This window comes from Pseudaminobacter salicylatoxidans (genome assembly GCF_003148475.1).
Classification (GTDB): domain Bacteria; phylum Pseudomonadota; class Alphaproteobacteria; order Rhizobiales; family Rhizobiaceae; genus Pseudaminobacter; species Pseudaminobacter salicylatoxidans.
Genome location: NZ_QGGG01000007.1, coordinates 148,319 through 173,555, shown reverse-complemented (window position 1 = coordinate 173,555; position 25,237 = coordinate 148,319). Strand labels below are relative to the sequence as shown.

Below are 25,237 nucleotides of genomic sequence, written 5' to 3'. Positions count from 1 at the left end.
ATCGAAGGAGCAAAGGAGCCTTTCATGGGCATGGCGGACTTCATCCCGGCTGTTCGCCGCATCGAGACGGACCGGCCGACCTGCTATGCCTTTGAACTCACCGGACGCATCACCGCGGCCGACATCGAAAACCTCTATGGCCTGCTCGAAGGCGCATACGAACTGCACGACAAGATCGACCTGCTCATCCGCATCGTCGATTATGACCACGCCGAATGGCTCGACGTGTCCCGCAAAACCCGCATCGACGGACGGCTGCATGCACTGGAGCATGTACGCCGGTGCGCGGCAGTGGGCGAACCGAACTGGACGCTCTACGCCAAGGCCAGGCTGATGACCGTCGCCACGGTGGACATCCGTCATTTTTCGGCGGGAGAAGAGTCGCAGGCGTGGAAGTGGCTGAATGCGCATCCTGTGGATGACGCATAGCCACGCGCCGCGCGTCGGGCTACGGTCACAATACCGACATGCCCCCACGCGACATGGCTGTGTCATGGCCAATATCCGCATCATTGATTCCATCTCCGATCCCGGCTCGACGTCCCGCCCCAACGAGGACGCCGCCGGCGGCAACGCAAGCTGCGCTTTCGTCATCGACGGGGCGACCGGCCTCGGCGGCAAGAATATCGTCGGCCTGCACGGCTCCGACGCCGCCTGGCTGGCGCAGTTCGCGCAAAGCGCGTTCGAGCAGATGGTGAGGCCCGGCCGGCCGATGGCCGAGATCGTTCAGGAATTCAATGGCCGCGTGGCCAATGTGGTGCATGAGGCCGCCCATTCGCTGCCGATAGAGCCATGGAACCTGCCCGTCGCCGGCTTCCAGATGGTGCGCGTCGAAGACGATGCCCTCGTCACCCACGGCCTTGGCGACTGCCGGCTCTTCCTGCTGGACGACAATGGCATGGCTTTTGAAACCAGTGCAATGCGGCAGGCCGCTGCGGCGGAGCGCGAGGGCGCCAGGATGGCGCTGGCGCATACCGGCGGCTTTTCCGCCTATCAGGCGCTGGCCGAGGAGCCGGCGGTGCGTGACGAACTGCGCCGCCGCCGCGCCGCCTACAACACGTCGTCGTCCGGCATCTGGACCCTGGGCATCGAGCCGGAGGCCGGAAAACATCTGGCAAGCGAGCCATTGCATCCGGCCCTGCCCGCCTGCGGCCTGCTTTGCAGCGACGGCTTTGCCGCGCTTGTGGACCAGTATCAGCGCTACAACGCGGGGGAATTCGTCGCTGCCGCGCGCGAGACAGGTCTCTCCACCCTTCTGGACGAATTGCGCCGGATCGAGCGCGTCGAAGACCCCGACGGCATGAAATATCCGCGCTTCAAGATGAGCGACGACGCCACCGCCGTTTTGTTCGAAATCGTGGAGTGATGGCCGTCAACGCACGATGGTCAGCCGTTCGGCGGCGCGGGTGATGGCCGTGTAGAGCCAGCGCTGGCGCGTGTCCTTGAAAGCGAAGCTCTCGTCGAACAGCACGACATTGTTCCACTGCGAGCCCTGCGCCTTGTGCACCGTCAGCGCGTAGCCGTAGTCGAAATCGTCGAAACGCTTCTTCTGCTGCCAGGGAATGTCCCCGTCCGGGTTCTCGAAGGCGGCCTTCAGGAGCTTGATCTTGGCCACGCCCCGGTCCGGATCGTCTTCCTCGGGCGAGACCAGAAGGTTGATGCCGGGCTTCACGGTCTCCCGCGACGAGGTCATGACCTTCCACAGCGAGCCGTTGAGCAGTCCCTTGGCGGGATCGTTGCGCAGGCACACCAGCTTGTCGCCGGCCTGCGGATAGCTCGCCGTAAAGCCCTTCAGCTCGCGCAGCCGCCCATTGTAGCGGCGGCGCGTGCGGTTCGTGCCCACCAGAACCTGGTCGGCCGACAGCACCAGTTCCTGCGTCACCTGCTCCTTGCCGATGACCTGCGCCATGCCGAAATCGCCGCGCATGAATTCGCGCCCTTCGCGCACGTCGAGCGCCAGGCGGATGATCGGGTTGTCGCGTGCCTGCCGGTGAATTTCCGTCAGCAGGAAATCCGGTTCGTGCTCGGTGAAGAAACCGCCGCCCGAAATCGGCGGCAACTGGCCGGGATCACCCAGAACGAGGATCGGCGTGCCGAAGGACAGGAGATCGCGGCCCAGTTCCTCGTCCACCATCGAGCATTCGTCGATGATGACCAGCGCGGCCTTCGCGATCGGGCTCTGGCGGTTGAGCGAGAAGGTCGGCGACATGGACGTCTTGCCGGTCGTCTCGTCCTCAACCGCTTCCTCCCCGCGCGGCCGGTAGATCAGCGAATGGATGGTGCGCGCGTTGGTTGCGCCCTTGGAACGCAGCACCTGCGCGGCCTTGCCGGTGAAGGCGGCGAACTGCACCTGCCCGTCGACATGCTCGGCGAAATAGCGCGCCAGCGTCGTCTTGCCGGTGCCGGCGTAGCCGAACAGGCGAAACACCTGCGGCCCGCCGCTTTTCAGCCACTGAGCCACCGCCTGCAGCGCGGCATCCTGTTGGGGAGAGAATTCCATAGCTTTGACAGACAGGATTCGTGTCCGAAGGGCAAGGCCTGATGGCTCAGCCCAAATCGGTCAGGGCAAAATCATCGCCTTTGTAGAGCAGTGAAACATCGCGCTGTTTAGCCACGGCATAAGAAAAGCAATCGCCAAGGTTCAGACGCGCGGGATGCCCGGAGTCCTTGCCGTAGCGATCCCTTGCCAGCGCCAGTTCAGGCAGCAGGTCCTCGCCGATTTCACCAATAGTGACCTTGGCAATCTGGAGAAACCGGAGCACTTCGCTCAAAGCGGCGGAGCAACTGCCAACCATTTCCGTGAGCGCGATTGACGCCTCAAAAGCCGACACCGGAGATGTGATGCAGTAAGAACTTTGCTCGATCTTGTCGATGAAATCCTCGCGTTCAGGCTCGTTCTTCAAGACCGCGACGATCGCGGAGGTTTCCACATACCAACTCCCAGCCGCAGCCATGGATCATCCCCCCTCACCCCACAAATCATCGAAAAACCGCTTGTCAGTTGCGCCTTGCGGTCGCGGCAACCTATCCAGCCTGCTCAATAGCGGCTGCAGGCGCTGGTGCAACGGGAGGCCCTCCTCCCGCTCTTCCATCGCATCCTTGGCAAGGGCTTCCTCGGCGGCCTCCCTGATCGCCTCGGTGATACCAATCCCACGCGAGCGAGCCAGTCGTCGAACGAGCATGTCGGCCTTCTCGTCTTTAACGTGTATCACCATATTATATACAACCGCGAATAAGCTATGTAAATACCATTCTAATGTATATAAATAGAGAACACAATAAGAACATTTTTCCGTCGGTTGAAGCCCGGTCAGCCACCGTCGGCTCCGCGCAACGACTTTCCAGGACAATCCGAGACACAGGACAATCCGAGATAACTGCGAAAGCGGCCTGGCCTATCTGGGACTTCCCCAGATAGGCGGCCGTGCCGTCTTATACCACCCCGGAAACCAGTTTTGCGAAGCGGTCGAGATCGACATTGCCGCCGCTGATGATGACGCCCACGCGCTGCCCGTTAAGGTTGCCGGCCGACTGGCGCGCCCCGGCGAGACCGAGACATCCGGTCGGCTCCACCAGCATCTTCATGCGCGACGCGAAGAACCGCATCGTTTCCACCAGTGCGGCATCCGAAACGGCCACTATATCGCTGACCTCGCGCCGGATGATGTCGAACGTCAGATCGCCCAGCGCCTGCGTCTGGGCGCCGTCCGCAATGGTTTTGGGCGTCGCAATGCGCACGATGCGGCCTTGCCTGAAAGACTGCCGCCCGTCGTCTCCGGCTTCCGGCTCGACGCCATAGACCTTGCATTGGGGAGAAAGCGCCTTCGCGGCAAGCGCGCTGCCCGCCAGCAACCCGCCTCCGCCGAGGCAAACGAACAGCGCATCCAGTTCCCCGACCTCGTCGAAAAGCTCCTTGGCCGCGGTTCCCTGCCCGGCAATGATGTCGGGATGATCGTAAGGTGGAATGAGGGTCGCGCCCGTCTCATCCCGCAGGCGGCGCCCGATCTCGTCCCGGTCCTCGCTATAGCGATCGTAGGTGACGACCTTGCCGCCATATCCCTTCGTTGCCGCGAGCTTCGCGGCGGGCGCGTCCTGAGGCATGATGATGGTGGCGGCAATGCCGTGCAGTTTCGCCGAAAGGGCGATCGCCTGCGCGTGGTTGCCCGAGGAAAACGTCAGGACGCCGGTCTTCTTCTGCTCATCCGTGAAGCGCGACAGCGCGTTGAAGGCGCCCCGGAACTTGAACGCCCCCATGCGCTGGAAATTCTCCGCCTTGAGGAAGACTTTCGCCCCCAGTTGCCCGTCAAGCGTGGCGGAGGTGAGCACGGGCGTCCGATGCGCATGTCCTTCGATGCGGCGGGCGGCGGCGGCGACATCGTCATAGGTCGGAACAGGTTGCACGGCGGCGGCCTTTCGTGTTGGCGACACTTGGCAGGATGAAAATACGGATCTTATCGGTCGTGGAGCGGATCATTCTCCAGCAGGATCGGCTTGCCGTGCGGCGTCGCATGCGCGGCGCGCTGCCAGGCGGCGGCGAGGTCATCGACATCGTGCACAGGCGCGAGGCCTTTGGCAGCCAGAAGCTTTTCCAGCGCACGCAACCAGTGCCGGTAATAGTCGCTGCCGTCCTGCGCGGCGCCCGGCACCTTCACCTCGGCCGAAAGCATTTCGGCCCACTCGCTCCACGAAAACAGGCCCTTTTCGTGCAAGGCCACCGTCAGCGCGAAAGCCTCGGCCTGCCACGGTTCGGCAAACACCGGTTCGTCCATGCCGGACGGCAGCGGACGCTCCGCATCATGCCGGCTCAAGATAGCTCTCCCATGCATCGATGCTGATGGTCAGTGTCGGGTCGGCCCCCTCGCCCCAGATTTCGCGGCCGCCGAAAACGACCGTGTAGACCCATTGCGGGTTCTCCCCGCGACCGTGAGCATTGGTGTCGGGGAACACGAACCCTTCCCGTACGGCGTCGATCACGCCGACCTTGTCGCGCGCATAGCGCGGCAGGCGCGTATGGCCTGTCGGATGAAAATTCATGGTGCGTATGCGGTCGCCAGCCTTGAAACGCGCAGGACCGCGGACCGGACGGTCGCACGGCCCGCCACGCGCCAGCATCGCAGGTACCTCCTCGGCCTTCAGCACGCGCTTCGGCTTGGCGGTTCCGCCCAGCGAGTCGCCAACCAGAAGCTCGCCCTGCGTGACGAAACCATGCCGCTTGAGCAGCGTTTCAAGCGCCTTGATCCAGATTTCGTAATAGCTGGAGGAATAGTAATCGACCGGGTGCAGGCTTTCGCGCGTATGCCTGCTTTCGTCGATGTTCCAGTGCCCCATGGCCCCGGCCGCAAGCGTTACGCCCAGCGCCCGCTTTTCCCATTCGGCGTGAAATATCGGCTCATCCTTCTCGGGCGCGACCGGGCCGAACCCCATCTGGCCGCCGAGATCCTGCGCCCCGTTCATGCAGCCTCCTTGGCCAGCCCGGTGCCGATCATGGAATCGCGCGTGACCAGATCGGCAAGCTTTTCCTGGCTCCAGCCTTCGGTTCCGGCCGGCCGCAACGGCACGACGAGATAGCGCAGTTCGGCGGTGGAATCCCAGACGCGGATTTTCGTTTCAACCGGCAGCGTCACGCCGAATTCGGCGAGCACGCCGCGCGGGTCGATCACCGCGCGCGACCGGTAGGGCGGCGACTTGTACCACACTGGCGGCAGGCCCAGCACAGACCATGGGTAGCAGGAACACAGCGTGCACACGACCATGTTGTGCTGGTCCTGCATGTTGAACACCGCCTGCATGTGCTCGCCCTGGCGGCCGGTATAGCCAAGAGAGGCGATCGCCGCGGTGGCGTCGCGCTTCAGCCAGTCGGCGAATTCCGGCTCGCTCCACGCCTTGGCGACCACGCGCGCGCCGTTGCGCGGACCGACCCTGGTCTCATAGGTTTCGACGATGACATCGATGGCGGCCGGGTCCAGCAGCCCCTTCTGCGTCAGGATCGTCTCCAGCGCCCGCACCCGCGCGGCCATCGGGTCAAGCTCGTTGTCGTGATGGTGATCATGATCGTGCGACATGCCAGGCAGGCTATGCCGCACCAGGCCTGCGCGCAAGCGCCAGACTTCACCTCAGCATCGGCCACAGCGTCGCCGCCAGAAGCAGCCCCATGCAGATGTTGAACCATTTCAACCGCACCGGATCGGACAGGAAGCCGCGCAGCGCCATGCCGAAGCCAGCCCACGACGAAACGCTCGGCAGATTGACCAGCGCAAAGGCAAACGAAATCAGCACGACCGAAAGGAACGGCGATTCCGGATTGGTGTAGACGGCCATCGCCGTCAGCGCCATCACCCATGCCTTGGGATTGACCCACTGGAAGGCGGCCGCCTCGAAGAAGGTCATCGGCCGCGCCTTGGCGTCATTGTCCTTGCCCATCGAACGCGACATGGCGATGCGCCAGGCCAGATAGGCCAGATAGGCGCCACCCGCGATCTTCAGCCCCGTGTGCAGCGCCGGAAAGGCCGTCAGCACCGCGCCCAGCCCGAAACCGACGCCCAGAAGCAGCGACAGGAACCCCATGCCGATGCCCAGCATATGCGGAATGGTGCGCACGAAGCCGAAATTCACCCCCGACGCCAGCAGCATGAAATTGTTCGGCCCCGGCGTGATCGAAGTGACCAGCGCATAGATCAAAAGGGCAAGGAAGGCGTCAGTGCTCATTGTGTGGTTCCGATATTGAACGATCCGGTCGTTGAAGGGCATCGCCGCGTTGGGTTCAGTCCTGTGCGGGATTGAACGGACCGGGGAAAACGATATATTCGGCGCAAGCCAGTCGGTATTCGCCGCGTTGCGACAAAGTCGGCAAGCCGGAAGCCGCTCTCGACACCCCCAGCAAGTTCAGGTGAAAAATGTCCGCCGTCGCCAAAGCTGAAAACAACAGCCTTACCCAGGAACTCATCGCTCACGCCGTGGCGAGCATTGAGGCGGCTGACCGCTTTTCCAAACCTTTTCCGCACATTTTCTTCCGGAATTTCTTCCCGAAGGATTTTTACGCCGACATGATCAAGTCGATCCCGACCGAGGGATATGATCCGATCAAGGACAACGGCACGCGCATGGCGCTGCGCCTCTACGGCGACAATGTCGACAAGGTCGATGCCAGCGTGCGCGAGATGTGGGCGGCCGTCTCGGCCATGCTGACCTCGTCCGAGGTGGAAAACGCCATCCGCAACCAGCTTCACGAGGGGCTGGAAATCCGCGCGCGCGGCGACAAGGTTGCCGGGCCCGACGCCCTGCGCCTGGTGGCCAAGCCGGTGCTTTACCGCGACAAGGACGGCTACCAGATCAAGCCGCACCCCGACACGCGCAAGAAGGTCGTGACCATGCAGCTTTACTGCCCGGCCGACGAAAGCCAGCACGATCTTGGCACGACGCTTTATCAGGCCTCGCTGAAAGGGTTGGTCCATGTCGGTTCCTACGGGCTGGAGCCGGTCAAGACGCTGCCGTTCCTGCCCAATGTCGGTTACGCTTTCGTGGTACTGAAGGCTTACCATTCGCTGTTGAAGATGAGCTGGCACGGCCGCCCGAAGATCCACACGCCGATCGAACAGCAGCGCATCACCCTGCTCAACACCTTCTATATCAACGAAAACGTCGGCTTCTGAGCCGCGGCGGGCCTGCCCGCCACGCCTCCCAGATCAACGCCCGCGCCGCCCACAGGCTGCGCGGGCGTTTTCTTGTCACATACCCTGGGCGCCCCGGTTCATGGCCGCCACGCCGGTGCGGCAGACCTCCACCAGCCCCAGCGGCTTCATGATGGAGATGAACTGCTCGATCTTCGACACCTTGCCGGTGATCTCGAAGATGAAGTGCTCGGTATTGGCGTCGATGACGCTGGCGCGGAAGGCGTCGGCCAGCCGCAGGGCCTCGACGCGCGCGTCGCCGGTGCCCGAAACCTTGACCAGCGCCAGTTCGCGCTCCAGCGGCCGGTCCTGCCCGAGTTCGGCCGCGCGCACCGTCAGGTCGATCACCCGGTGCACCGGCACGATGCGCTCGAGCTGGTGCTTTATCTGCTCCAGGACATGCTGCGTTCCGCGCGTCACGATGGTGATGCGCGAAAGGTGCTTTTCATGCTCGGTTTCCGAGACAGTGAGGCTCTCGATATTGTAGCCGCGCCCGGAAAACAGGCCGATGACGCGGGCAAGGACACCCGGCTCGTTGTCGACCAGAACCGATAGCGTGTGGATTTCCGGCCGCTGCGTCTCCTTGGAGATGAAGTAGGCGGAGCCGGTCGCCTGTAGCTGTGCGTTCATGTGAATCTCGTTCTCAAGCGTGTCGCTCAATGCGTTGTTTTCGCGTGGCCTTTTACTGGCCACGCGGTGACCGGAAACACCTCAGACCAGTTCGCGGCCCTTGGCGTCGATGGCGTTGGCGACCGCCTCGTCGGTGGCCTCGTCGGGCAGCAGCATCTCGTTATGCGCCTTGCCGGAGGGGATCATCGGGAAGCAGTTGGCGAGGTTGGCCACGCGGCAATCGAAGATCACCGGCTTGTTCACCGAGATCATCTCCTTGATCGCATCGTCCAGATCGGCCGGCTTGTCGCAGCGTATGCCGTGGCCGCCATAGGCTTCGGCGAGCTTGACGAAGTCCGGCATCGCCTCGGTGTAGGAGTGCGACAGGCGGTTGCCATGCAGCAATTGCTGCCACTGCCTTACCATGCCCATATACTGGTTGTTCAGGATGAAGATCTTGATCGGCGCCTCATACTGCACCGCCGCGCTCATTTCTTGGATGCACATCTGGATCGATGCGTCGCCTGCGATGTCGATGACCAGCGCGTCGGGATGCGCGATCTGCACGCCCAGCGCCGCCGGCAGGCCGTAACCCATCGTGCCGAGGCCACCCGAGGTCATCCAGTGATTGGGCTTGTCGAAGTGGAAATGCTGGGCGGCCCACATCTGGTGCTGCCCCACCTCCGTGGTGATGAAGGTCTCGCGATGCTTCGTCAGCTCGTAGAGCCGTTGGATCGCATATTGCGGCATGATCACGTCGTCATTGGTCTTGAAAGCCAGTGAATCGCGCGCGCGCCACTTGGCGATCTGCTCCCACCACGGATAGAGCGCCTTCTTGTCGGCCTTGACGGTCGCGCGCCACAGTCGCACCAGATCCTCCAGCACATGCGCGACATCGCCGATGATCGGAATGTCGACATGGACATTCTTGTTGATCGATGACGGGTCGATGTCGATGTGGATCTTCTTCGAGCCCGGCGAGAAGGCGTCGAGGCGGCCGGTGATGCGGTCGTCGAAGCGCGCGCCGATACACAGCATCACATCGCAATCGTGCATCGCCATGTTGGCTTCATAGGTGCCATGCATGCCCAGCATGCCGAGCCAGTTCTTGCCCGACGCCGGATAGGCGCCCAGCCCCATCAGCGTGGAGGTGATGGGAAAACCGCTCAGCTCCACCAGTTCGCGCAGCAGATGGCTGGCTTCCAGGCCCGAATTGATGACGCCGCCGCCCGAATAGATGATCGGGCGCTTCGCGCCGGCCAGCAGCGCCACCGCTTCCTTGATGCTTTCCAGACTGCCCTGAACCTGCGGGTGATAGCTGGTGCGCGGTGCGGTCTGCGGCGGCGTATAGATGCCGCGCGCGAACTGCACGTCCTTCGGGATATCGACCACCACCGGGCCGGGACGGCCGGTCGTGGCGACATGGAAAGCCTCATGCAGCGTCCGGGCGAGATCATTGACGTCCTTCACCAGCCAGTTGTGCTTGGTGCAGGGGCGTGTGATGCCGACCGTGTCGCACTCCTGGAAGGCGTCCGAGCCGATGAGCGTCGTCGGCACCTGCCCGGTGATGCAGACCAGCGGGATCGAGTCCATCAGCGCGTCCTGCAGCGGCGTCACCGCATTGGTCGCGCCGGGACCGGAGGTCACCAGCATGACGCCGGCCTTGCCGGTGGAGCGCGCATAGCCTTCGGCGGCGTGACCCGCACCCTGCTCGTGGCGCACCAGGATGTGCTCGACATCGTCCTGCTGGAAGATTTCGTCATAGATCGGAAGGACCGCGCCACCCGGATATCCGAAAATATGCTGGACGCCATTGTCCTTCAGCGCCTGCACCACCATTTCGGCGCCTGTCATTTCGCGCCGTCCGGTTTCGTTCTGTCCGTTGCTCATCGGTCTGGTTCCGTCTCTTCCGCTTTAGCGTTCTGTGGTCGTAACGATATTTTTGCCAATAAAAAAGGCCCCCGAGGGAGCCTGTGTGTTTGCGCATGGGAGGACTTGCCCGGCGGTTACACCGCCTTGCCCACGCGCCTTCCTACGAGAATGAGTGCCATCTTCATGGTGGCGGACATTAAGGGGCTATCCGCTTTGGTGTCAACGCACAATTTACGGTACGGAAACACGGCCCGTCACGCACGCCCCTCATTAAAGTTGCAATCGGGCTCTTAGCGGTTTCTGCACCATGTCGTCTCATCGCCGCTTAACCCGGATTGCCTAAGGTGGAGCAATTGATTTGCGGGGGCAGGACCAGCACATGTTTGTCGATCGCGGAAGATTCGACGGAGAGACCACGTCGCAGGAGCGCCGAGACCAGGCGCAACCCGACGCGCGGGTGCTGGGCCATGTCGTGCATTGCGACGGCGCACGCGCCACGATCGCGGCCTTTGCCGACAGCGGCGAAGGCACGATGACCGGCTTGTGGACCGTGGGCCGGATGATCTCCATCAATCTCGGCGTGTCGCGCACCGTCGGCCTCGTCTATGCCATCGGCCGCCCCGACCGGGTCTGGGACGATCAGGGCCGCAATCCCGTGGAAGTCAGCGTGGAGCTGATCGGTGAGGTGCGCGACGGACCGGCCGGATCCGCCCCTGTCTTCGACCGCGGCATCACCACCTATCCGCATATCGGCGCGATCGCCCACCGCATTCGCGCCCGCGACCTGCAGGCGGTCTATGATCTCGCCGGCCGCAAGTCGGTGACCATCGGCCAGCTCTCGCAGGACGAGGCGATCAATGCCTGCATCGCCATAGACGACACGCTGGCCCGTCATTTCGCGGTCGTGGGCACCACAGGCGTCGGCAAGTCCACCGCCGTCTCCCTGCTTTTGCGCAAGGCGATCGAGGCACGGCCGGACCTGCGCGTGCTGATCCTCGACCCGCACAATGAATTCGCCAGCGCCCTGCCCGAGCACAGCGTCAAGGTGGACACCGCCACGCTCGACCTGCCCTTCTGGCTGTTCCGCCTGGAAGAGTTTGCCGAAGTGCTGTTTCGCGGGCGCGAAGTGGTGCCGGAAGAGCTCGACGTGCTGCGCGACCTCATACCGGCAGCCAAGAACCTCTATCGCAATCCGGGCGCCGGCGCCTTCCTGCGCCGCGGCAGCGATTCGCTCACCGCCGATACCCCCGTGCCCTACCGCATGGCCGATCTCATCCGTCAGCTCGACGAGCGCATGGGGCTGCTGGAAAGTAAGAATGACCGACCGATCTACCGCTCGCTCAAGACCCGCATCGAAGCGGCCGTGGCCGACCCGCGCTACCGCTTCATGTTCAACTCGCGGCTGATCGAGGACACGATCCATCAGACGATCGGCAATATCTTCCGCATCCCGCATGGCGGGCGGCCCATCACCTGCTTCGAGATGGCCGGACTTCCCTCCGAGGTTGTGAACTCGGTCTGTTCGGTGCTTGCGCGGCTCGCCTTCGACCTTGCCTTGTGGAGCGAGGGCAAGCTGCGGCTGCTGCTCCTGTGCGAGGAGGCGCATCGCTACATGCCCGCCGACACGCGGCTCGGTTTCGCGCCCACCCGCCATGCGCTGTCGCGCATCGCCAAGGAAGGCCGCAAATATGGCTGCTATCTGGGCGTCGTCACCCAGCGCCCCGGCGAGCTCGACCCGACGATCCTGTCGCAATGCTCGACCGTCTTTGCCATGAGGCTCGCCAACGACCAGGACCAGAAAATCATCCGCTCGGCGATTGCCGATTCATCGGCCTCCACGCTCGCCTTCCTGTCCTCCATGGGCCAGCGCGAGGCGATTGCCTTCGGCGAGGGCGTAGCGACAACCATGCGGCTCAAATTCGAGAAGCTGCCGCAGCGTCTCATCCCCGGCGCCGATAAGCGCAATACGCACGAGGCCGGCAGCGGCGACGACGCCGATGTCGATCTGGCGGAGATCGTCGAGCGGCTGCGCAACGTGCCGCGCTCGCAGCAGGCAGTAGCCTTTGCCGAAACGGTGGACACGCGGCTGCAGCCGGGCGATCCGGGCTATCGCCGCACGGCCGAGACGACCCCGGCGCCCATCTCCGACGATCTCGATGTCAGCTTCGGCCTCAAGCCCACGACCTTCGGCCTCAGGCCGCGCTCGGATTGAAAGGTCCGCGCGCGTGAAAGTCCTTTGATCGGCTTCCAGAGCCGGTCAGGGGAGATGCATGGCTGTCGAGTTTCTTACGCGCAGACGCGGTTCCGCCCTTGCCTCTTGGCCTGATAGAGCTGCTGGTCGGCCCGGCGGAAAAAGTCTTCCGCACTCTCCTTTCCGTCCCAGACGGCAAGCCCGACGCTGGCCGTGACCTTGAGCCGGATATTGCCGGAAGCCACTGCCGTGGCGGCGATAGCCTTGCGGATGCGCTCGGCAAAGCGCACCAGTCCCTCGCTTTCCATATTCGGCACCAGCACGGCGAATTCCTCGCCACCCAACCGCGCCACGACATCGTGATAGCGTGTCAGTCCACGCAGGCAGCCGGCCACGCTGCGCAACGCCTCGTCGCCTATGTCGTGGCCATGCGTGTCATTGACCAGCTTGAAATGATCGAGATCGAGGATCATCAGGCCGACCGGCTTGCCGATCTGCCCGAAAGCCTCGAGATATTCCTTCAGCGCCTCATCGAAATAGCGGCGATTGTGCATGCCGGTCAACGCATCGGTCAGGGCGGCCTGCTCCAGCGTTTCGGAGCGCGCGCTGAGCTTTGCGGTCATGGCGCGCAGCTTGCCTTCTTCCTTCACCTGACTGCGGATTTGCGGATAGATGAACAGCACGCCGAAAAACAGCGCCGTGGCCAGAAGCACGCCTGTGGCGAACAGCAGCCGGGCAAGATATTCGGCATTCTCTATCCTGCCCGGTTCATAGAGCATCGGCCCGGCGCCGCTCAGCACTCCATAGGCGTGCACCGTCACCATCCCCGCGAGCAGAATCACGGTGATCAGAACAAAGAAGGCCGATTCCGACTGATGGAAACGCATGAACCTTCCGCTGCCGAAGTGCCGAGCCGTCCAGCGGGCCCGTGGCACGTCCATTTTTATCCCATGGCCGGACTTACGGAGGGTTAATCCAACCGGGCAAAAGCCCTGTATCGGCGCGGCGCCGCGCCGCGATATGTGTGGCTGTTACCCCGCGCCTGGCCCCGGAATGCGCCGCCACTCCGGGCCAAGCTGGTTTCGGAACCATGTGGATTGCCGCTTGGCATATTGACGCGTAGCGATCTTGGCGCGGGCGATTGCCTCATCGAAGCCGAATGCGCCCGCATCGGCGGCCTGCAATTCGCGCACGCCGATGGCCTTCATCGCCGGCAGCGCCGGATCGAGCTTCATGGCTGCAAGCGCGCGCACCTCGTCCAGCGCGCCGGTTTCCAGCATATGGTCGAAGCGCCGGTCGATGCGGCGTCCCAGTTCGGCACGATCCGGCTCGATTACCAGGAAACGCGCGCTCCCGCGCTCGATCAGCGGCCGACCGCGTTCGCCCTGCCAGGCAAGGATGGAACGGCCCGACACATCCAGCACCTCCAGCGCCCGCACGATGCGCTGGCTGTCACCCGGCTTGAGACGCTGCGCCATTGCCGGGTCCCGCTCGGCCAAAACCCGATGCAGCGCCTCCGATCCCTCTTCAGCCCATCGCCTCCGCCAATGCTCGCGGGTGGAGGCCGGAACGTCCGGCATCTGCGAAATGCCTTCCGACAGCGCCCGGAAATAGAGGCCGGTGCCGCCGACGAAAATCGGCACGCGGTCGGCAAATACACCGCTCTCGAACAGGACCATCACGTCGCGCAGCCAGGCACCGGTCGAATAGGCGACAGCCGGCGAAACATGGCCGTAAAGATGATGCGGCGCACGCGCGCGGTCTTCGGCATCGGGGCGCGCGGTCAGCACCTCCAGCACGTCATAGACCTGCATGGAATCGGCATTGACGACGACGCCTGCCTGCTTTTCCGCCAGTTCCAGCGCCAGTGCCGACTTGCCGCTGGCGGTCGGCCCGGCTATCAGGATTGCGTTCTTCACGCGCTCGCCGCCTTCATCTCTGCCGGAACGTCCCATGCCCCTTGTCGCCACCCTTATTTCCCATCCGGCCCAGCGCCGTCTGTCGCAGTCGCTCGCGAATATGGCCTCGCAGGCGGTGGGCGCAAGCTCCGTTCGCTGGCTGGCGCAGGAAATTGCCGCCGATCTCGACCTGCCGGCCGGGCTTTCCATACCGGAAGCCGAGGCAAAATTGCGCGATACACTTGCCTCCGAGGCAATCGACATCGCCGTCCAGGAGCTTGCCGCCCGCAGAAAGAAAATCCTGCTCGCCGACATGGATTCGACCATGATCGAACAGGAATGCATTGACGAGCTTGCCGACGAGATCGGCGTCAAGGAGCATGTCGCGGCCATCACCGCGCGGTCCATGAACGGCGAGATCGCCTTCGAGCCGGCGCTGCGCGAACGCGTCGCGCTGCTGAAAGGTCTGGACGCGGCGGTCATCGAGCGCATCATCTCCAACCGCCTCACACTCGCCTCCGGCGGCAAGGCGCTGGTGGCCACCATGCGCGCCAATGGCGGTTATACCGCGCTGGTGTCGGGTGGCTTCGACGTCTTCACCTCGCGCATTGCCGCCATGCTCGGCTTCCACGAGAACCGCGCCAACCGCCTGATCGAGCTCGACGGGATGCTGACCGGCGAAGTCATCGAGCCGATATTGGGCCGCGCGGCCAAGGCCGAGGCTCTTGCCGAGATTTCGGCCCGGCTCGGGCTTGCGCCTGCCGATGCAATGGCCGTGGGCGACGGCGCCAACGATCTCGACATGATCCGGCTGGCCGGCACCGGCGTGGCGCTGCATGCCAAGCCCAGCGTGGCGGCCGAAGCGCGCATACGCATCGACCACGCCGACCTCACCGCCCTTCTCTATCTGCAAGGTTACAGCCAGAGCGAGTTTGCCACATGACGCCGATCCGCACGGAACGCCTGATCCTGCGCAACTGGGAAGAGCGCGACCGCGACCTCTTCCACCGCATCAATTCCGATGAAACCGTGATGGAGTTCTTTCCCTTCCGCCGCGACCGCGCGCAGGCGGATGAGAAGATGGACGAGATGCGCGCCGAAATCGCCCGTCAGGGCTATGGCTGGACGGCGGTCGAGATCGCAGCGACCGGCCAGTGCATCGGCTTCGTCGGACTGCACGACGTCGAGATCGAATCGATCCTCCCGGCCGGTTCCATCGAAATCGGCTGGCGGCTGGCGCCGGAATTCTGGGGCCACGGTTACGTCACCGAGGCCGCGGCCGCTCTGTTCGACTACGGCTTCGAAACGCTCGGCATCGACGAGATTTCCTCCTTTGCGGTGGCGAACAACAACCGCTCGACGGCGGTAATGGAACGGCTCGGCATGCGCCGCGACCCGTCCCGCGATTTCGATCACCCCAGCGTGCCCGATACGCACCCACAGCTCAGGTTTCATGTCTTCTACCGCATGACGCGCGAAGACTGGCAGGCAAGGAAAAAGGCGGCCCGGTAGCCGCCTTTTTCTTTTTCATTCAATGCGTTGAGGCCGTTTCCGGACTCAATCTATCCGCACCGTCACGAAGCGCAGCTCGCCAGCCTTGGAGGCGAGCATCAGAAGCGCGTTCTTGCGGCCCTGCTCCTTCAGCGACGCGACCTTGTCGGTCACGTCCTTGGGCGTCGAAACCGATTCCTGGGCGATTTCGGTGATGACATCGCCCGCCGAAACGCCACGCTCGGCAGCAGGCGATTTCGGCTCGACTTCGGTGATGACCACGCCGGAGACTTCCGCGCCGATGCCGAATTTTTCACGCGTGGCCTCGTCCAGTTCGCCGACGGTCATGCCCAGCACCGATGCCGTTTCCACGGCCTTGTCTTCGTTCTGGGTCTGCTTGTCGCCGCTGGCGCTCTCGATCTTCTCGCCGTCCTCGAGGCGGCCGAGCTTCACCTTGACGGTCTGCTCGACGCCCTTGCGCACGAGCACCACGTCGACATCCTTGCCGACCGGGCTCTCGGCCACCACGCGCGGCAGGTCGCGCATTTCGTGCACGTCCTTGCCGTCGAACTTGATGATCACGTCGCCGGGCTGGATGGAGCCGTTGTCGACCGGCCCGCCCTTGGTGACGCCGGCGACCAGCGCGCCCTTCGCGCTCTTCATGCCAAGGCTTTCGGCGATCTCGTCGGTGACCGGCTGGATGCGCACGCCAAGCCAGCCGCGCCGCGTCTCGCCATATTCGGCCAGTTGCTCCACCACGCCGGCCGCAAGCTCGGACGGAATGGAAAAGCCGATGCCGATCGACCCACCGGAGGGCGAGATGATCGCGGTGTTGATGCCCACGACCTCGCCGTCCATGTTGAACAGCGGGCCGCCGGAATTGCCCCGATTGATGGCCGCGTCGGTCTGGATGAAGTCATCATAGGGGCCGGAATTGATGTCGCGGTTGCGCGCCGAGACGATGCCCAGCGTCACCGTGCCGCCCAGCCCGAACGGATTACCGACCGCCATCACCCAGTCGCCGATGCGCAGCGTGTTGGAATCGCCGAACTTCACCGCCGTCAGCTTCTTGATCGTCGGATCGACCTTCAGCACGGCAATATCGGTCTTGGTGTCGGTGCCGGCCAGCGTCGCCTTCAGCTTGGAGCCGTCGGAGAAGTTGACCTCGATTTCGTCGGCATCGGCAATCACGTGATTGTTGGTGACGATGATGCCCTTTTCGGCATCGACCACGAAGCCGGAGCCGAGCGACTGGACCTTCTGCGGCGTCGCGCCGCCACCGCCCTTGTCGCCGCGACGGTTCTTGAAAAAGTCATCGAAGAAATCCTGGAAGGGTGATCCCTCGGGAAGCTGCGGCATGGGCACGGCATCCGGCCCCTCGGCTCCCTTGATCGTCTGCGACGTCGAGATGTTGACCACCGCGCCAAGCAGGCCCTCGGCCAGATCCGCGACCGAAGCCGGCCCTTGCGGCTGGATCAGCGGTTTGGTCTGCGCCTGCTGGGCCATCGCCGGGGTGGCGACATGCGGCAGGGCGATCGCGCCGGCCAGAAGCGCCGCGCCCGTGGCGGCAAGGCTCTTGCGCAGTCGCGGCAGGGTGAGATTGGCTGTCATAGGCAGGATGTCTCCAGATCAGACATGAAAACAGGCACGGCCGCCCCGATGGAACGGGCGCGGCACCATGATCGTAAGAAATAAGGCGTGTTTGCGGCTTTGCATACCGGCTTGTGGGGAATGCCGGACAATAATTCCCCCCTGCAGAGGCTGCCGGGCACGGCCGGAAGCCCGGACGTCCCGGCCGGCACGCTATCCGCGCGCCAGCCAGACGAGGCCGACACCCACCGCGATGGAAGCAAGTCCCGCCACGCGCAGGGCACTTTCAGGAAGGGAGAGAACCTCGGCCGCCAGTCGCTTGGCGAGGTCGGGAAAGCCGCCATAGATCAGGCCCTCGATGACGAGCACCAGACCTATGGCGACGATCAGGTCGGACACCGGCGCGCTTTACGGGTTCGCGCCGGTTGCAGGCTGTTGCGGTGCGGGCGTCGCCGCCGCCCCACCGGGCATTGCGCCCGAAGGGTTGCGGAAGAAGCGGAAGAATTCCGAATCCGGCGACAGCACCATGGTGGTGTCGGCGTTGTTGATCGACATGCCATAGGCGTTCAGCGAGCGGTAGAACTCGAAGAACGCAGGGTCGCGCTGGTAGGCGTTGGCGAAGGTGGCGCTTCGGGTCGCATCGCCCTCACCGCGCAGGATTTCCCCTTCCTTCTGTGCCTCGGCCACCGTCTCGACGACCTCGCGATCGGCGCGGGCGCGGATACGCTGCGCCGCTTCGCGGCCACGTGCCCTCAGCCTTTCGGCTTCGGCCAGTCGCTCGGCCTTCATGCGATCGTAGGTCTGCTGCGAAACTTCGGCCGTGAGGTCGGTACGGCGGATGCGCACGTCCTCGATCTCTAGGCCGAGCGAATTCGCGTCGGCGCGAAGCTGGTCGCGCACCTCGCGCATCATCGAGCCGCGTTCTTCCGACAGCGCCGCCTCGAAGCCGCGCACGCCGTAGACCCGGCGCAGGGCCGCGTCGAGACGCGTCTTCAGGCGCTGCTCGGCAAGCTGCACGCTACCCGAAACGGCCTGACGGAACACGCGCGGGTCCTTGATGCGATAGGCCACGAACGCGTCCACTTCGTAGAACTTGCCGCCCGAAACCTGAACGCGGATGTCGTCGAGGTCGAAGCGCAGGATGCGGTCGTCCACGAATTGCACCGTGTCGGCGTCGAACATGGAGAACGGCAGCTTGAAGTAGATGCCGGGGTCGCTCTTCACATCCACGATCTGGCCGAAGCGCATGACGATCGCCTGCTGGCGGGCATTCACGACGAAGATCGAGGAATAGAGCAGGACCAGGATGATCGCGACGATAACGCCGATGATGGGGAGACGATTGGACATCACTTGCCTCCTTCGGCCGGAGCAGCCGCAGTCGGCATGCGTTTTTGCAATTCTGGCAATGGCAGATACGGAATCACGCCCTGCCCGTTGCCGTCATCGACGATAACCTTGCTGGTTCCCTTGAGCAGCGTTTCCATGGTTTCGAGATAGAGACGCTGACGCGTCACTTCCGGCGCCTTCACATATTCGTCGTAGACGGAGATGAAGCGCTGGGCCTCACCTTCGGCCTCCTGCATCACGCGGTTCTTGTAGGCGGCCGCATCTTCGCGGATCTGTGCGGCCTGACCGCGAGCCTGACCGAGCTTCTGGTTGGAATACTGGTTGGCTTCCTCCACGAAGCGATCCTCGTCCTGTTCGGCGCGCTGTACCTCGTCGAACGCATCGGCCACCTCGCGCGGCGGCGCGGCGTCCTCGATGGAAACGGCGTTGACGGTCAGACCCGCCCCATAGCCGTCGAGCGTCGTCTGCAGGATGTTGCGCACGCCGTCGGCGATGCCCTGGCGGTCGTCGCGGAAGATGTCCTGCGCCGGACGGCGGCCGACCACCTCACGCATGGCGCTCTCGGAAACCTGACGCAACATGCCGTCCGGATCGGAGACATTGAAGAGATAGGCCTTGGGGTCGCTCACCTGATAAGCGACGGAAAACTGCACGTTGACGATGTTCTGGTCGCCCGACAGCATCAGGCCGGAACTGCCGCGATCCGAACCACCGCCGACATTGATGAGCTTTTCAGCCGTGTTCGCCTTTTCGACGGTTTCGATCGGCCACCAGTGGAAGTGCAGGCCGGGGCCGGACAGTTCGTCCTTCGGCTTGCCGAAACGCAGTTCCACGGCCATTTCGTCGGGCTGCACGGTATAGACTGCCTGGAAGGCCCAGAAGACGACAAGCGCAAGCGCGATGAGCCCGAAAAGCACGGGGCTGCCGCCACCGCCGCCGGGAAGCACATTCTTCAGTCTGTCCTGCCCGCGGCGGATGATGTCTTCGAGGTCCGGGGGTGTTCCTTGCGGCCCGCCGGGGCCGCGAGGGCCTTGCCCCCATGGTCCTCCGCTATTGCCGCCGCCCCCCCAAGGGCCGCCGCCACCGCCGCTCTGATTGTTCCAGGGCATGAATGTCCTTTCGCTTCAAAACTTCCGCGCCTGACGGCAGAAGCTGTCCTCTCGTGCTTTCCATCTATAGGGATGCCACGATCCGCTTTCAACGCAGCCGCCTGACGCACCGGTCGTTTTGGTTACGAAACGGCGTTTTCAGCGCGGCCTCCCGCTTATTTCAATGCATATCGGTGCGTCTTTCGTAAACTGTGTAGCGTGTCGCATGGCTGTCCTTCTCGCCGGCCGGCACGTCGAGCGCGCTGACGACCTGCCAGACATCCGGGTCGATGTCCGGGAAAAACGTGTCGCCATCCACCGTGGCCAGCACATGGGTGACATGCAGCCGGTCGGTCATCGGCAGCACCTGCCGGTAGATTTCCGCGCCGCCCACGACGCAGATTTCCTCCACATCCGGCATGCAGCGCGCCCGCGTGGTGGCAAGGGTTATGGCATCCTCAAGCGAGCCGACGACTTCCGCGCCCTCGGCGCGATAGGCCTTGTCACGCGTCACGACGATGTTGAGGCGGCCCGGCAGCGGCCGGCGCGGAAAGCTCTCCCACGTCTTGCGGCCCATGACGATGGGCTTGCCCATCGTGTCGGCCTTGAAGCGCTTGAGATCGGTGGAAAGCCGCCACGGCAGGCCGCCATCGCGCCCAATCACGCCATTTTCGGCAATCGCCACATAGATCGCGACTTTCATCCGTTGCTGCTCCACTCACTCAGTCTAACGCGTTCGGTCGTGCCGGTCGGCAAAACATACAAAACCTGCACGCATCTAGCGTGTAGCGTGTGGAGGCATGCGCGATCAAAGGAAAACGGGCTGCCTCACCTCGCCAGTGCATACCATCCCCAGAGAACCGGCTTCTTCACGCATTGCCTCGCCATTCGAAGCGGATAAGGTGGCGGCATGAGTGGAATCGTTTTTCGCCGCGCCCGAGAAGCCGACCTTCCCGCGATCGTCGCCATGCTTGCCGACGACGAACTCGGAAAGCTGCGCGAAGACACCGGCCTGCCGCTGGCGCAAGGCTATCTCGCGGCCTTCGAGGCAATCGATTCCGATCCCAACCAGTATCTGGCGGTGGCCACCGAGGGCGACGCAATTGTCGGCACGCTCCAGCTTACCTTCATCGCCGGGTTGTCGCGCAAGGGCGCGCTGCGCGGGCAGATCGAGGCCGTGCGCGTGGCAGCCAGCCACCGCAGCAAAGGCCTCGGCCGGAAAATGTTCGAATGGGCGATAGATGAATGCCGCACGCGTGGCTGCATTCTCGTTCAGCTCACCACCGACCGGGACCGCCTCGACGCCCACCGCTTCTATGGCCGGCTCGGTTTCGAGGCCAGCCATCTCGGCTACAAGCTGAAACTCTGAATATTCCAGCGATTTGCCGGGCGCCATGACGAAACCGTCCGGAACGACCCTACCGGGGACCGCACTCTGGCGGCCATGCCGAAGGCGATCACGTCGGAATTGTCGAGCGAAAAGGCCGCCACCTGGGCGATGCGCCTGGACCGGCCAGTTCTCCAGCACCATGCTGCGAAGCGTCTCGAAAATCCTGTGGAAGCGCTGTGCTGTATTGAGCAAAAAGCCCATTTGTCCGGCAAAAACCTTGCAATCGGGGACCGGAAATCACCAATCGCGGCTCACAAAATGTGCATTTTGCTGCGGATTCGCCGTTGATCTCGACGTTTCTGCACTAGCGGGGCCGCCAATCGTGGAATAGACGACAACTGAAACCGGTAGCCGGAAAATCAATCGACTGCCGAATATGCGTTGTTATGAAGCCGCCCGTCCATGCTGACGCTCCCGGACGGGAAGGGAAAGGGATTTTGAGATGCTGGGCTGGTTTCGGGCCTTGATGCCGAGAGAAGACCGCTTCTTCGACCTGTTCGCGCAACACTCCCACATCGTGGTGCAGGCCGCCGAGGCGCTGCAAAGCCTGCTTGCCGGCGGCGATGTCGAGAAACTTGCCCGCGAGATCATGGCCCTTGAGGATCAGGCCGATGTCATCACCCATCAGGTGCTGGAGGCGGTCCACAAGAGCTTCATCACCCCCTTCGACCGGGGCGACATCAAGGATCTCATCCAGTCGCTGGACGACGCCATCGACATGATGCGCAAGACGGTCAAGACGGTGCTGCTCTACGAGCAGAAGAGCTTCGAGCCGCTGATGCAGGAGATGGGCGATTCCATCGTCACCGCCGCAAGGCTAGTGGACGAGGCGATCCCGCTGCTCAACCGGGTCGGTGTCCACGCCAGCCGCCTGCAGGCGATCGCGGAAGACGTGACCAGGGTGGAAGGCCGCTCGGACCAGCTCCATGACCAGGGCATGAAGGAGCTGTTCCTCAAATATGGCCACAGCGAGCCGATGACCTTCATGATCGGGCGCGAGCTCTACAGCCAGCTCGAAAAGGTGGTGGACCGCTTCGAGGACGTCGCCGACGAGATCAGCGGCATTGTGATCGAGAACGTGTAAACACTGATGGACGCCTCGCTCGCCTTTCCGTTGCTTGCCGGCCTGATCGCGGTCGCGCTGTTCTTCGATTTCCTGAACGGGCTGCACGACGCGGCCAATTCCATCGCGACGATCGTCTCCACGCGCGTGCTGCGGCCGCAATATGCGGTGTTCTGGGCGGCGTTCTTCAACTTCATCGCCTTCCTGTTCTTCGGCCTGCATGTGGCGCAGACGCTCGGCACCGGCATCATCGACGCCAGCATCGTGGACGCGCGGGTGATCTTCTCGGCCCTGATGGGCGCCATTGTCTGGAACATCCTGACCTGGATTTTCGGCATCCCTTCGAGCAGCTCGCATGCGCTGATCGGCGGCCTTGTGGGCGGCGGCATGGCCAAGGCCGGCGGCGGTGCGGTGGTATGGACGGGCCTGTTCAAGACATCGGCGGCCATCGTGCTGTCGCCGCTGATCGGTTTCATGCTGGCCCTGCTCCTGATCCTGACCGTATCGTGGCTGTTCGTGCGCCAGACACCGTTCGCCGTGGACCGCACCTTCCGCTTCATGCAGTTCGTGTCGGCCTCGATGTATTCGCTCGGCCATGGCGGCAACGACGCGCAAAAGACCATGGGCATCATCGCCGTTCTGCTGTTCTCGCAAGGCCATCTCGGCAGCGAGTTCTACGTGCCGTTCTGGGTGGTGATTTCCTGCCAGAGCGCCATGGCGCTGGGCACGCTGTTCGGCGGCTGGCGTATCGTGCACACGATGGGCTCCAAGATCACCAAACTCAATCCGATGCAGGGCTTCTGCGCCGAAACCGGCGGCGCGATCACGCTGTTTGCGGCAACCTGGCTGGGCATTCCGGTTTCCACCACCCACACCATCACCGGCGCCATCATCGGCGTCGGCGCGGCAAGGCGTGTCTCGGCCGTGCGCTGGGGCGTGGCCGGCAATATCGTGACCGCATGGGTGGTGACGCTGCCGGCAGCGGCCGTCATCTCGGCCCTGACCTATATGGCTGCCGGCTTCTTCGTCTGAGCGGCAACAAGACCGAAGCTCCCGCGGCGACAGGTCGCGAAAGCTTTCTCATTCTTTATTGAAAGAGACCCTGTTTGGGGGCTGGATTCTGACCAGAGCAGCGGGCGTTCTGGAAAACGCGCTTCCATTGCCCCGGCTTGGTTTTCCAGTCGCATTCCTGCGGCGCCAGACGATTTCAGTCTGGCTGCAGAATGCTCTAAACCGCGATCGGCGCGCGAATGGTCGGATCGGCCTGATAGTTCTCCAGCCGGAAATCGTCGAAACGGAAGGCGAACAGGTCCTTCACCTCGGGATTGATCCACATCGTCGGCAGCGGCTTGGGCGAGCGCATAAGCTGCTCGCGCGCCTGCTCGAAATGATTCGCATAGAGATGCGCGTCACCCAGCGTGTGGATGAACTCGCCGGGCTTCAGCCCCGTCACCTGCGCCACCATCATGGTGAGCAGCGCATAGGAGGCGATGTTGAAGGGAACGCCGAGGAAAATATCGGCCGAGCGCTGGTAGAGCTGGCACGAAAGCCGCCCTTCCGAGACATAGAACTGGAACAGGCAGTGGCAGGGCGGCAGCGCCATCTCGTCCACCTCGGCCGGGTTCCAGGCCGAAACGATCAGCCGGCGCGAATTGGGGTTGGTGCGCAATTGCTGCAGCAGGTTGGCGATCTGGTCGATCTGCCGGCCGTCCGGCGCGGGCCAGGAGCGCCATTGCGCGCCATAGACCGGGCCGAGATCGCCATTGGCGTCCGCCCATTCGTCCCAGATGGTCACGCCGTTATCGTTCAGATATTTGATGTTGGTGTCGCCGGCCAGGAACCAGAGCAGTTCATGGATGATGGACTTCAGATGCAGCTTCTTGGTGGTGGTGACGGGAAAGCCGTCGGCCAGATCGAAGCGCATCTGGTAGCCGAACACCGAGCGTGTGCCCGTGCCGGTGCGGTCGCCGCGATCCACTCCGGTTTCGAGTACATGTCTGAGAAGGTCGAGATATTGGCGCATCGGCTTCGCTTGATTCGGTAACTTTACCGATCATAGCGCAAGCCCCGGTCGGCGCCATGCATAACCGGGGCCATCCCCAGCCATCGACCGCGGCGGCGGCCGATGCCAGATGGATTTCGGCCGGATATCAGAGGGCGGCGAGCTTGCCCAGTTCCTTGGCCGCGAGATAGTAGAACGTCACGCGGTTCTTGGTGTTATCCGCCGCCATGGCCTTGCAGACCGCCTGGACTGCCGCGTCGGCTTTGGCGTCGTCGGTCACGCCGAGTTTCTTGGCGATCCAGCTTTCCTTCACGCGGTCGAGTTCCTTCGGGTCGGTGCAGGAAACCAGCGACGAGTCGCGGTTGCGCAGCGCGATGCCCAGATGCTTCACGATCTTGTCGACCGTTTCGGCGCTTGCGCCAGCATCGTACTTCTTCACATCCGCAAGATAGTCGGTCATGTAAATTCCCCTCGTCGGAAACAGACTTCGATCCATGAGAGTCGCGGGGCCACAACTTCTGCGCTTCCCACGCGTCCTCACCACAACAAATCCTTCCTTGCTGAGCGCGTGGCTGTCAAGCACTTTGCAGGGCGTGGATTGTGCGGCCGCGGCCTTTCAATTTGCGCAAAGACTGCCTATATTCAGCCTGTCAGTTCGCCTGACTATGGCAATAAACGGGCGATGAAATAAGCCGTTCGGACCCGGGGGCGGTACCCGGCGCCTCCACCAAAAACCGCTCTTGAGGGAGCGGCTTTTGATGGGGGCGAAACAGGATCGACGAAGGTGTAAAGATCGTACTTTTGCCCGGCATTGTACCACCGTTATCGGGCTAAACTTATAGTTGCCAACGACAACTATGCGGAAGCTCGTCTCGCTGCTTAATGCGGCGCGAACGCTTCAAATCAAGCCCTAGCGGTTCGCACCTCTAGGCGGGGTCCGGAGGCACCTGGCAACAGAAGCCTCCACTTCTCCCCCTTCCATTACCCATCATTCTTCGACGCATGCGGCTGCATTTCCCGTGCCCT

29 protein-coding genes and 1 other RNA gene are annotated in these 25,237 nt (G+C 63.2%); 11 read left to right on the top strand and 19 right to left on the bottom strand.

The window, feature by feature from the left end; translation table 11 throughout:
- Positions 1–24: 24 nt before the first annotated feature.
- Together C7441_RS11825 and C7441_RS11820 are read left to right on the top strand one after the other, a co-directional pair.
- Positions 25–429 carry a SpoIIAA family protein gene (locus C7441_RS11825; protein ID WP_019171556.1) on the top strand — a complete coding sequence of 135 codons (405 nt, stop codon included), beginning with the start codon at positions 25–27 and terminating at the stop codon, positions 427–429.
- Positions 430–493: 64 nt separating this feature from the next.
- Positions 494–1,366, top strand: a complete 873-nt coding sequence (locus tag C7441_RS11820) for a hypothetical protein (RefSeq protein WP_109613035.1) — start codon at positions 494–496, stop codon at positions 1,364–1,366.
- A 6-nt stretch (positions 1,367–1,372) separates the two neighbouring features.
- Here the strand turns inward: C7441_RS11820 and C7441_RS11815 are convergent, their stop codons facing one another.
- The 8 genes from C7441_RS11815 to C7441_RS11780 form a co-directional block, all read right to left on the bottom strand.
- Positions 1,373–2,500 carry an ATP-dependent DNA helicase gene (locus C7441_RS11815; protein ID WP_109613034.1) on the bottom strand — a complete coding sequence of 376 codons (1,128 nt, stop codon included), beginning with the start codon at positions 2,498–2,500 and terminating at the stop codon, positions 1,373–1,375.
- Between the two features lie 46 nt (positions 2,501–2,546).
- Positions 2,547–2,930, bottom strand: coding sequence for a type II toxin-antitoxin system VapC family toxin (locus C7441_RS11810; protein WP_244916125.1), 384 nt, complete (start codon positions 2,928–2,930; stop codon positions 2,547–2,549).
- 27 nt (positions 2,931–2,957) lie between these two features.
- Positions 2,958–3,215 carry a type II toxin-antitoxin system VapB family antitoxin gene (locus C7441_RS11805; RefSeq protein ID WP_109613032.1) on the bottom strand — a complete coding sequence of 86 codons (258 nt, stop codon included), beginning with the start codon at positions 3,213–3,215 and terminating at the stop codon, positions 2,958–2,960.
- A 217-nt stretch (positions 3,216–3,432) separates the two neighbouring features.
- Positions 3,433–4,401 carry a threo-3-hydroxy-L-aspartate ammonia-lyase gene (locus C7441_RS11800; RefSeq protein ID WP_019171551.1) on the bottom strand — a complete coding sequence of 323 codons (969 nt, stop codon included), beginning with the start codon at positions 4,399–4,401 and terminating at the stop codon, positions 3,433–3,435.
- Positions 4,402–4,451: 50 nt separating this feature from the next.
- On the bottom strand, positions 4,452–4,826 hold the full coding sequence (locus C7441_RS11795) for a nitrile hydratase accessory protein (protein ID WP_109613092.1): 375 nt from the start codon (positions 4,824–4,826) through the stop codon (positions 4,452–4,454).
- Entirely contained in the window at positions 4,795–5,454 is a 660-nt protein-coding gene (nthB, locus tag C7441_RS11790) for a nitrile hydratase subunit beta (RefSeq protein ID WP_109613031.1), read from the bottom strand. Before nthB ends, C7441_RS11795 begins: the two co-directional genes overlap by 32 nt.
- Positions 5,451–6,062 carry a nitrile hydratase subunit alpha gene (gene nthA / locus C7441_RS11785; RefSeq protein WP_109613030.1) on the bottom strand — a complete coding sequence of 204 codons (612 nt, stop codon included), beginning with the start codon at positions 6,060–6,062 and terminating at the stop codon, positions 5,451–5,453. The genes nthB and nthA overlap by 4 nt, the downstream gene beginning before the upstream one ends.
- 46 nt (positions 6,063–6,108) lie before the next feature.
- Complete coding sequence (locus tag C7441_RS11780) at positions 6,109–6,705, bottom strand: LysE family translocator (protein WP_019171547.1); 597 nt, start codon at positions 6,703–6,705, stop codon at positions 6,109–6,111.
- A 188-nt stretch (positions 6,706–6,893) separates the two neighbouring features.
- Here C7441_RS11780 and C7441_RS11775 point away from each other — a divergent pair, with 188 nt between their 5' ends.
- Complete coding sequence (locus C7441_RS11775; RefSeq protein WP_109613029.1) at positions 6,894–7,649, top strand: hypothetical protein; 756 nt, start codon at positions 6,894–6,896, stop codon at positions 7,647–7,649.
- 75 nt (positions 7,650–7,724) lie between these two features.
- Here C7441_RS11775 and ilvN read toward each other — a convergent pair whose 3' ends face one another.
- Together ilvN and C7441_RS11765 are read right to left on the bottom strand one after the other, a co-directional pair.
- Positions 7,725–8,297 (bottom strand): acetolactate synthase small subunit, encoded by a 573-nt coding sequence (gene ilvN / locus C7441_RS11770; RefSeq protein WP_026060250.1) that lies wholly within the window; start codon positions 8,295–8,297, stop codon positions 7,725–7,727.
- A gap of 81 nt (positions 8,298–8,378) precedes the next feature.
- Positions 8,379–10,166: an acetolactate synthase 3 large subunit gene (locus C7441_RS11765; protein ID WP_109613028.1), complete on the bottom strand. Its 1,788-nt coding sequence runs from the start codon at positions 10,164–10,166 to the stop codon at positions 8,379–8,381.
- 361 nt (positions 10,167–10,527) lie between these two features.
- Here C7441_RS11765 and C7441_RS11760 point away from each other — a divergent pair, with 361 nt between their 5' ends.
- Entirely contained in the window at positions 10,528–12,360 is a 1,833-nt protein-coding gene (locus C7441_RS11760) for an ATP-binding protein (protein WP_109613027.1), read from the top strand.
- Between the two features lie 74 nt (positions 12,361–12,434).
- Here the strand turns inward: C7441_RS11760 and C7441_RS11755 are convergent, their stop codons facing one another.
- Both C7441_RS11755 and miaA read right to left on the bottom strand, forming a co-directional pair.
- Entirely contained in the window at positions 12,435–13,226 is a 792-nt protein-coding gene (locus tag C7441_RS11755; protein WP_109613026.1) for a GGDEF domain-containing protein, read from the bottom strand.
- A gap of 144 nt (positions 13,227–13,370) precedes the next feature.
- Entirely contained in the window at positions 13,371–14,294 is a 924-nt protein-coding gene (gene miaA, locus C7441_RS11750; protein WP_109613025.1) for a tRNA (adenosine(37)-N6)-dimethylallyltransferase MiaA, read from the bottom strand.
- Here miaA and serB point away from each other — a divergent pair.
- Together serB and C7441_RS11740 are read left to right on the top strand one after the other, a co-directional pair.
- Positions 14,293–15,180, top strand: a complete 888-nt coding sequence (gene serB, locus C7441_RS11745) for a phosphoserine phosphatase SerB (protein ID WP_109613024.1) — start codon at positions 14,293–14,295, stop codon at positions 15,178–15,180. The two genes, miaA and serB, sit on opposite strands and share 2 nt — an antisense overlap.
- Positions 15,177–15,749, top strand: coding sequence for a GNAT family N-acetyltransferase (locus C7441_RS11740; protein ID WP_109613023.1), 573 nt, complete (start codon positions 15,177–15,179; stop codon positions 15,747–15,749). Before serB ends, C7441_RS11740 begins: the two co-directional genes overlap by 4 nt.
- A 45-nt stretch (positions 15,750–15,794) precedes the next feature.
- On the opposite strand, the gene C7441_RS11735 is transcribed toward C7441_RS11740, so the two are convergent.
- The 5 genes from C7441_RS11735 to C7441_RS11715 all read right to left on the bottom strand — a co-directional run bounded on the left by C7441_RS11735 (position 15,795) and on the right by C7441_RS11715 (position 20,459).
- A complete protein-coding gene (locus C7441_RS11735; RefSeq protein WP_109613022.1) occupies positions 15,795–17,339 on the bottom strand; it encodes a DegQ family serine endoprotease in 1,545 nt (514 codons plus the stop codon).
- Positions 17,340–17,531: 192 nt separating this feature from the next.
- Complete coding sequence (locus tag C7441_RS11730; RefSeq protein ID WP_109613021.1) at positions 17,532–17,717, bottom strand: DUF2065 domain-containing protein; 186 nt, start codon at positions 17,715–17,717, stop codon at positions 17,532–17,534.
- 9 nt (positions 17,718–17,726) lie between these two features.
- Positions 17,727–18,668 carry a protease modulator HflC gene (hflC, locus tag C7441_RS11725; RefSeq protein ID WP_019171540.1) on the bottom strand — a complete coding sequence of 314 codons (942 nt, stop codon included), beginning with the start codon at positions 18,666–18,668 and terminating at the stop codon, positions 17,727–17,729.
- Positions 18,668–19,777, bottom strand: a complete 1,110-nt coding sequence (gene hflK / locus C7441_RS11720) for an FtsH protease activity modulator HflK (RefSeq protein WP_109613020.1) — start codon at positions 19,775–19,777, stop codon at positions 18,668–18,670. Before hflK ends, hflC begins: the two co-directional genes overlap by 1 nt.
- Positions 19,778–19,937: 160 nt before the next feature.
- Positions 19,938–20,459 (bottom strand): dihydrofolate reductase, encoded by a 522-nt coding sequence (locus tag C7441_RS11715; protein WP_109613019.1) that lies wholly within the window; start codon positions 20,457–20,459, stop codon positions 19,938–19,940.
- Between the two features lie 207 nt (positions 20,460–20,666).
- Here C7441_RS11715 and C7441_RS11710 point away from each other — a divergent pair, with 207 nt between their 5' ends.
- The 4 genes from C7441_RS11710 to C7441_RS11700 all read left to right on the top strand — a co-directional run bounded on the left by C7441_RS11710 (position 20,667) and on the right by C7441_RS11700 (position 23,241).
- Entirely contained in the window at positions 20,667–21,125 is a 459-nt protein-coding gene (locus tag C7441_RS11710; RefSeq protein ID WP_109613018.1) for a GNAT family N-acetyltransferase, read from the top strand.
- Positions 21,126–21,200: 75 nt separating this feature from the next.
- A complete protein-coding gene (locus C7441_RS23740; RefSeq protein WP_146201454.1) occupies positions 21,201–21,434 on the top strand; it encodes a hypothetical protein in 234 nt (77 codons plus the stop codon).
- Between the two features lie 154 nt (positions 21,435–21,588).
- The gene (locus C7441_RS11705; RefSeq protein ID WP_109613017.1) at positions 21,589–22,230 is read left to right on the top strand and encodes a DUF47 domain-containing protein; all 642 of its coding nucleotides are present in this window, start codon (positions 21,589–21,591) and stop codon (positions 22,228–22,230) included.
- 6 nt (positions 22,231–22,236) lie between these two features.
- On the top strand, positions 22,237–23,241 hold the full coding sequence (locus C7441_RS11700) for an inorganic phosphate transporter (RefSeq protein ID WP_109613016.1): 1,005 nt from the start codon (positions 22,237–22,239) through the stop codon (positions 23,239–23,241).
- A gap of 196 nt (positions 23,242–23,437) precedes the next feature.
- Here the strand turns inward: C7441_RS11700 and C7441_RS11695 are convergent, their stop codons facing one another.
- Both C7441_RS11695 and C7441_RS11690 read right to left on the bottom strand, forming a co-directional pair.
- Positions 23,438–24,232 (bottom strand): thymidylate synthase, encoded by a 795-nt coding sequence (locus C7441_RS11695; RefSeq protein WP_109613015.1) that lies wholly within the window; start codon positions 24,230–24,232, stop codon positions 23,438–23,440.
- A gap of 127 nt (positions 24,233–24,359) precedes the next feature.
- On the bottom strand, positions 24,360–24,671 hold the full coding sequence (locus C7441_RS11690; protein ID WP_019171532.1) for a DUF2853 family protein: 312 nt from the start codon (positions 24,669–24,671) through the stop codon (positions 24,360–24,362).
- Between the two features lie 150 nt (positions 24,672–24,821).
- Here C7441_RS11690 and ssrA point away from each other — a divergent pair.
- Positions 24,822–25,179: a transfer-messenger RNA gene (ssrA, locus tag C7441_RS11685) on the top strand.
- Positions 25,180–25,237 lie beyond the last annotated feature (58 nt).

Excerpts from the sequence above, each read along its gene's own strand:
- C7441_RS11765 (WP_109613028.1), bottom strand. The coding sequence starts at position 10,166 with ATGAGCAACGGACAGAACGAAACCGGACGGCGCGAAATGACAGGCGCC.
- hflC (WP_019171540.1), bottom strand. The coding sequence starts at position 18,668 with ATGTCCAATCGTCTCCCCATCATCGGCGTTATCGTCGCGATCATCCTG.
- C7441_RS23740 (WP_146201454.1), top strand. The coding sequence starts at position 21,201 with ATGCCGAAGGCGATCACGTCGGAATTGTCGAGCGAAAAGGCCGCCACC.
- C7441_RS11775 (WP_109613029.1), top strand. The coding sequence starts at position 6,894 with ATGTCCGCCGTCGCCAAAGCTGAAAACAACAGCCTTACCCAGGAACTC.
- C7441_RS11755 (WP_109613026.1), bottom strand. The coding sequence starts at position 13,226 with ATGCGTTTCCATCAGTCGGAATCGGCCTTCTTTGTTCTGATCACCGTG.
- C7441_RS11735 (WP_109613022.1), bottom strand. The coding sequence starts at position 17,339 with ATGACAGCCAATCTCACCCTGCCGCGACTGCGCAAGAGCCTTGCCGCC.
- C7441_RS11690 (WP_019171532.1), bottom strand. The coding sequence starts at position 24,671 with ATGACCGACTATCTTGCGGATGTGAAGAAGTACGATGCTGGCGCAAGC.
- C7441_RS11705 (WP_109613017.1), top strand. The coding sequence starts at position 21,589 with ATGCTGGGCTGGTTTCGGGCCTTGATGCCGAGAGAAGACCGCTTCTTC.
- C7441_RS11695 (WP_109613015.1), bottom strand. The coding sequence starts at position 24,232 with ATGCGCCAATATCTCGACCTTCTCAGACATGTACTCGAAACCGGAGTG.
- C7441_RS11820 (WP_109613035.1), top strand. The coding sequence starts at position 494 with ATGGCCAATATCCGCATCATTGATTCCATCTCCGATCCCGGCTCGACG.
- C7441_RS11795 (WP_109613092.1), bottom strand. The coding sequence starts at position 4,826 with ATGCATGGGAGAGCTATCTTGAGCCGGCATGATGCGGAGCGTCCGCTG.
- C7441_RS11760 (WP_109613027.1), top strand. The coding sequence starts at position 10,528 with ATGTTTGTCGATCGCGGAAGATTCGACGGAGAGACCACGTCGCAGGAG.
- ilvN (WP_026060250.1), bottom strand. The coding sequence starts at position 8,297 with ATGAACGCACAGCTACAGGCGACCGGCTCCGCCTACTTCATCTCCAAG.
- nthB (WP_109613031.1), bottom strand. The coding sequence starts at position 5,454 with ATGAACGGGGCGCAGGATCTCGGCGGCCAGATGGGGTTCGGCCCGGTC.
- C7441_RS11815 (WP_109613034.1), bottom strand. The coding sequence starts at position 2,500 with ATGGAATTCTCTCCCCAACAGGATGCCGCGCTGCAGGCGGTGGCTCAG.
- C7441_RS11700 (WP_109613016.1), top strand. The coding sequence starts at position 22,237 with ATGGACGCCTCGCTCGCCTTTCCGTTGCTTGCCGGCCTGATCGCGGTC.
- C7441_RS11780 (WP_019171547.1), bottom strand. The coding sequence starts at position 6,705 with ATGAGCACTGACGCCTTCCTTGCCCTTTTGATCTATGCGCTGGTCACT.
- serB (WP_109613024.1), top strand. The coding sequence starts at position 14,293 with ATGCCCCTTGTCGCCACCCTTATTTCCCATCCGGCCCAGCGCCGTCTG.
- C7441_RS11710 (WP_109613018.1), top strand. The coding sequence starts at position 20,667 with ATGAGTGGAATCGTTTTTCGCCGCGCCCGAGAAGCCGACCTTCCCGCG.
- C7441_RS11740 (WP_109613023.1), top strand. The coding sequence starts at position 15,177 with ATGACGCCGATCCGCACGGAACGCCTGATCCTGCGCAACTGGGAAGAG.
- C7441_RS11805 (WP_109613032.1), bottom strand. The coding sequence starts at position 3,215 with ATGGTGATACACGTTAAAGACGAGAAGGCCGACATGCTCGTTCGACGA.
- miaA (WP_109613025.1), bottom strand. The coding sequence starts at position 14,294 with ATGGGACGTTCCGGCAGAGATGAAGGCGGCGAGCGCGTGAAGAACGCA.
- hflK (WP_109613020.1), bottom strand. The coding sequence starts at position 19,777 with ATGCCCTGGAACAATCAGAGCGGCGGTGGCGGCGGCCCTTGGGGGGGC.
- nthA (WP_109613030.1), bottom strand. The coding sequence starts at position 6,062 with ATGTCGCACGATCATGATCACCATCACGACAACGAGCTTGACCCGATG.
- C7441_RS11715 (WP_109613019.1), bottom strand. The coding sequence starts at position 20,459 with ATGAAAGTCGCGATCTATGTGGCGATTGCCGAAAATGGCGTGATTGGG.
- C7441_RS11825 (WP_019171556.1), top strand. The coding sequence starts at position 25 with ATGGGCATGGCGGACTTCATCCCGGCTGTTCGCCGCATCGAGACGGAC.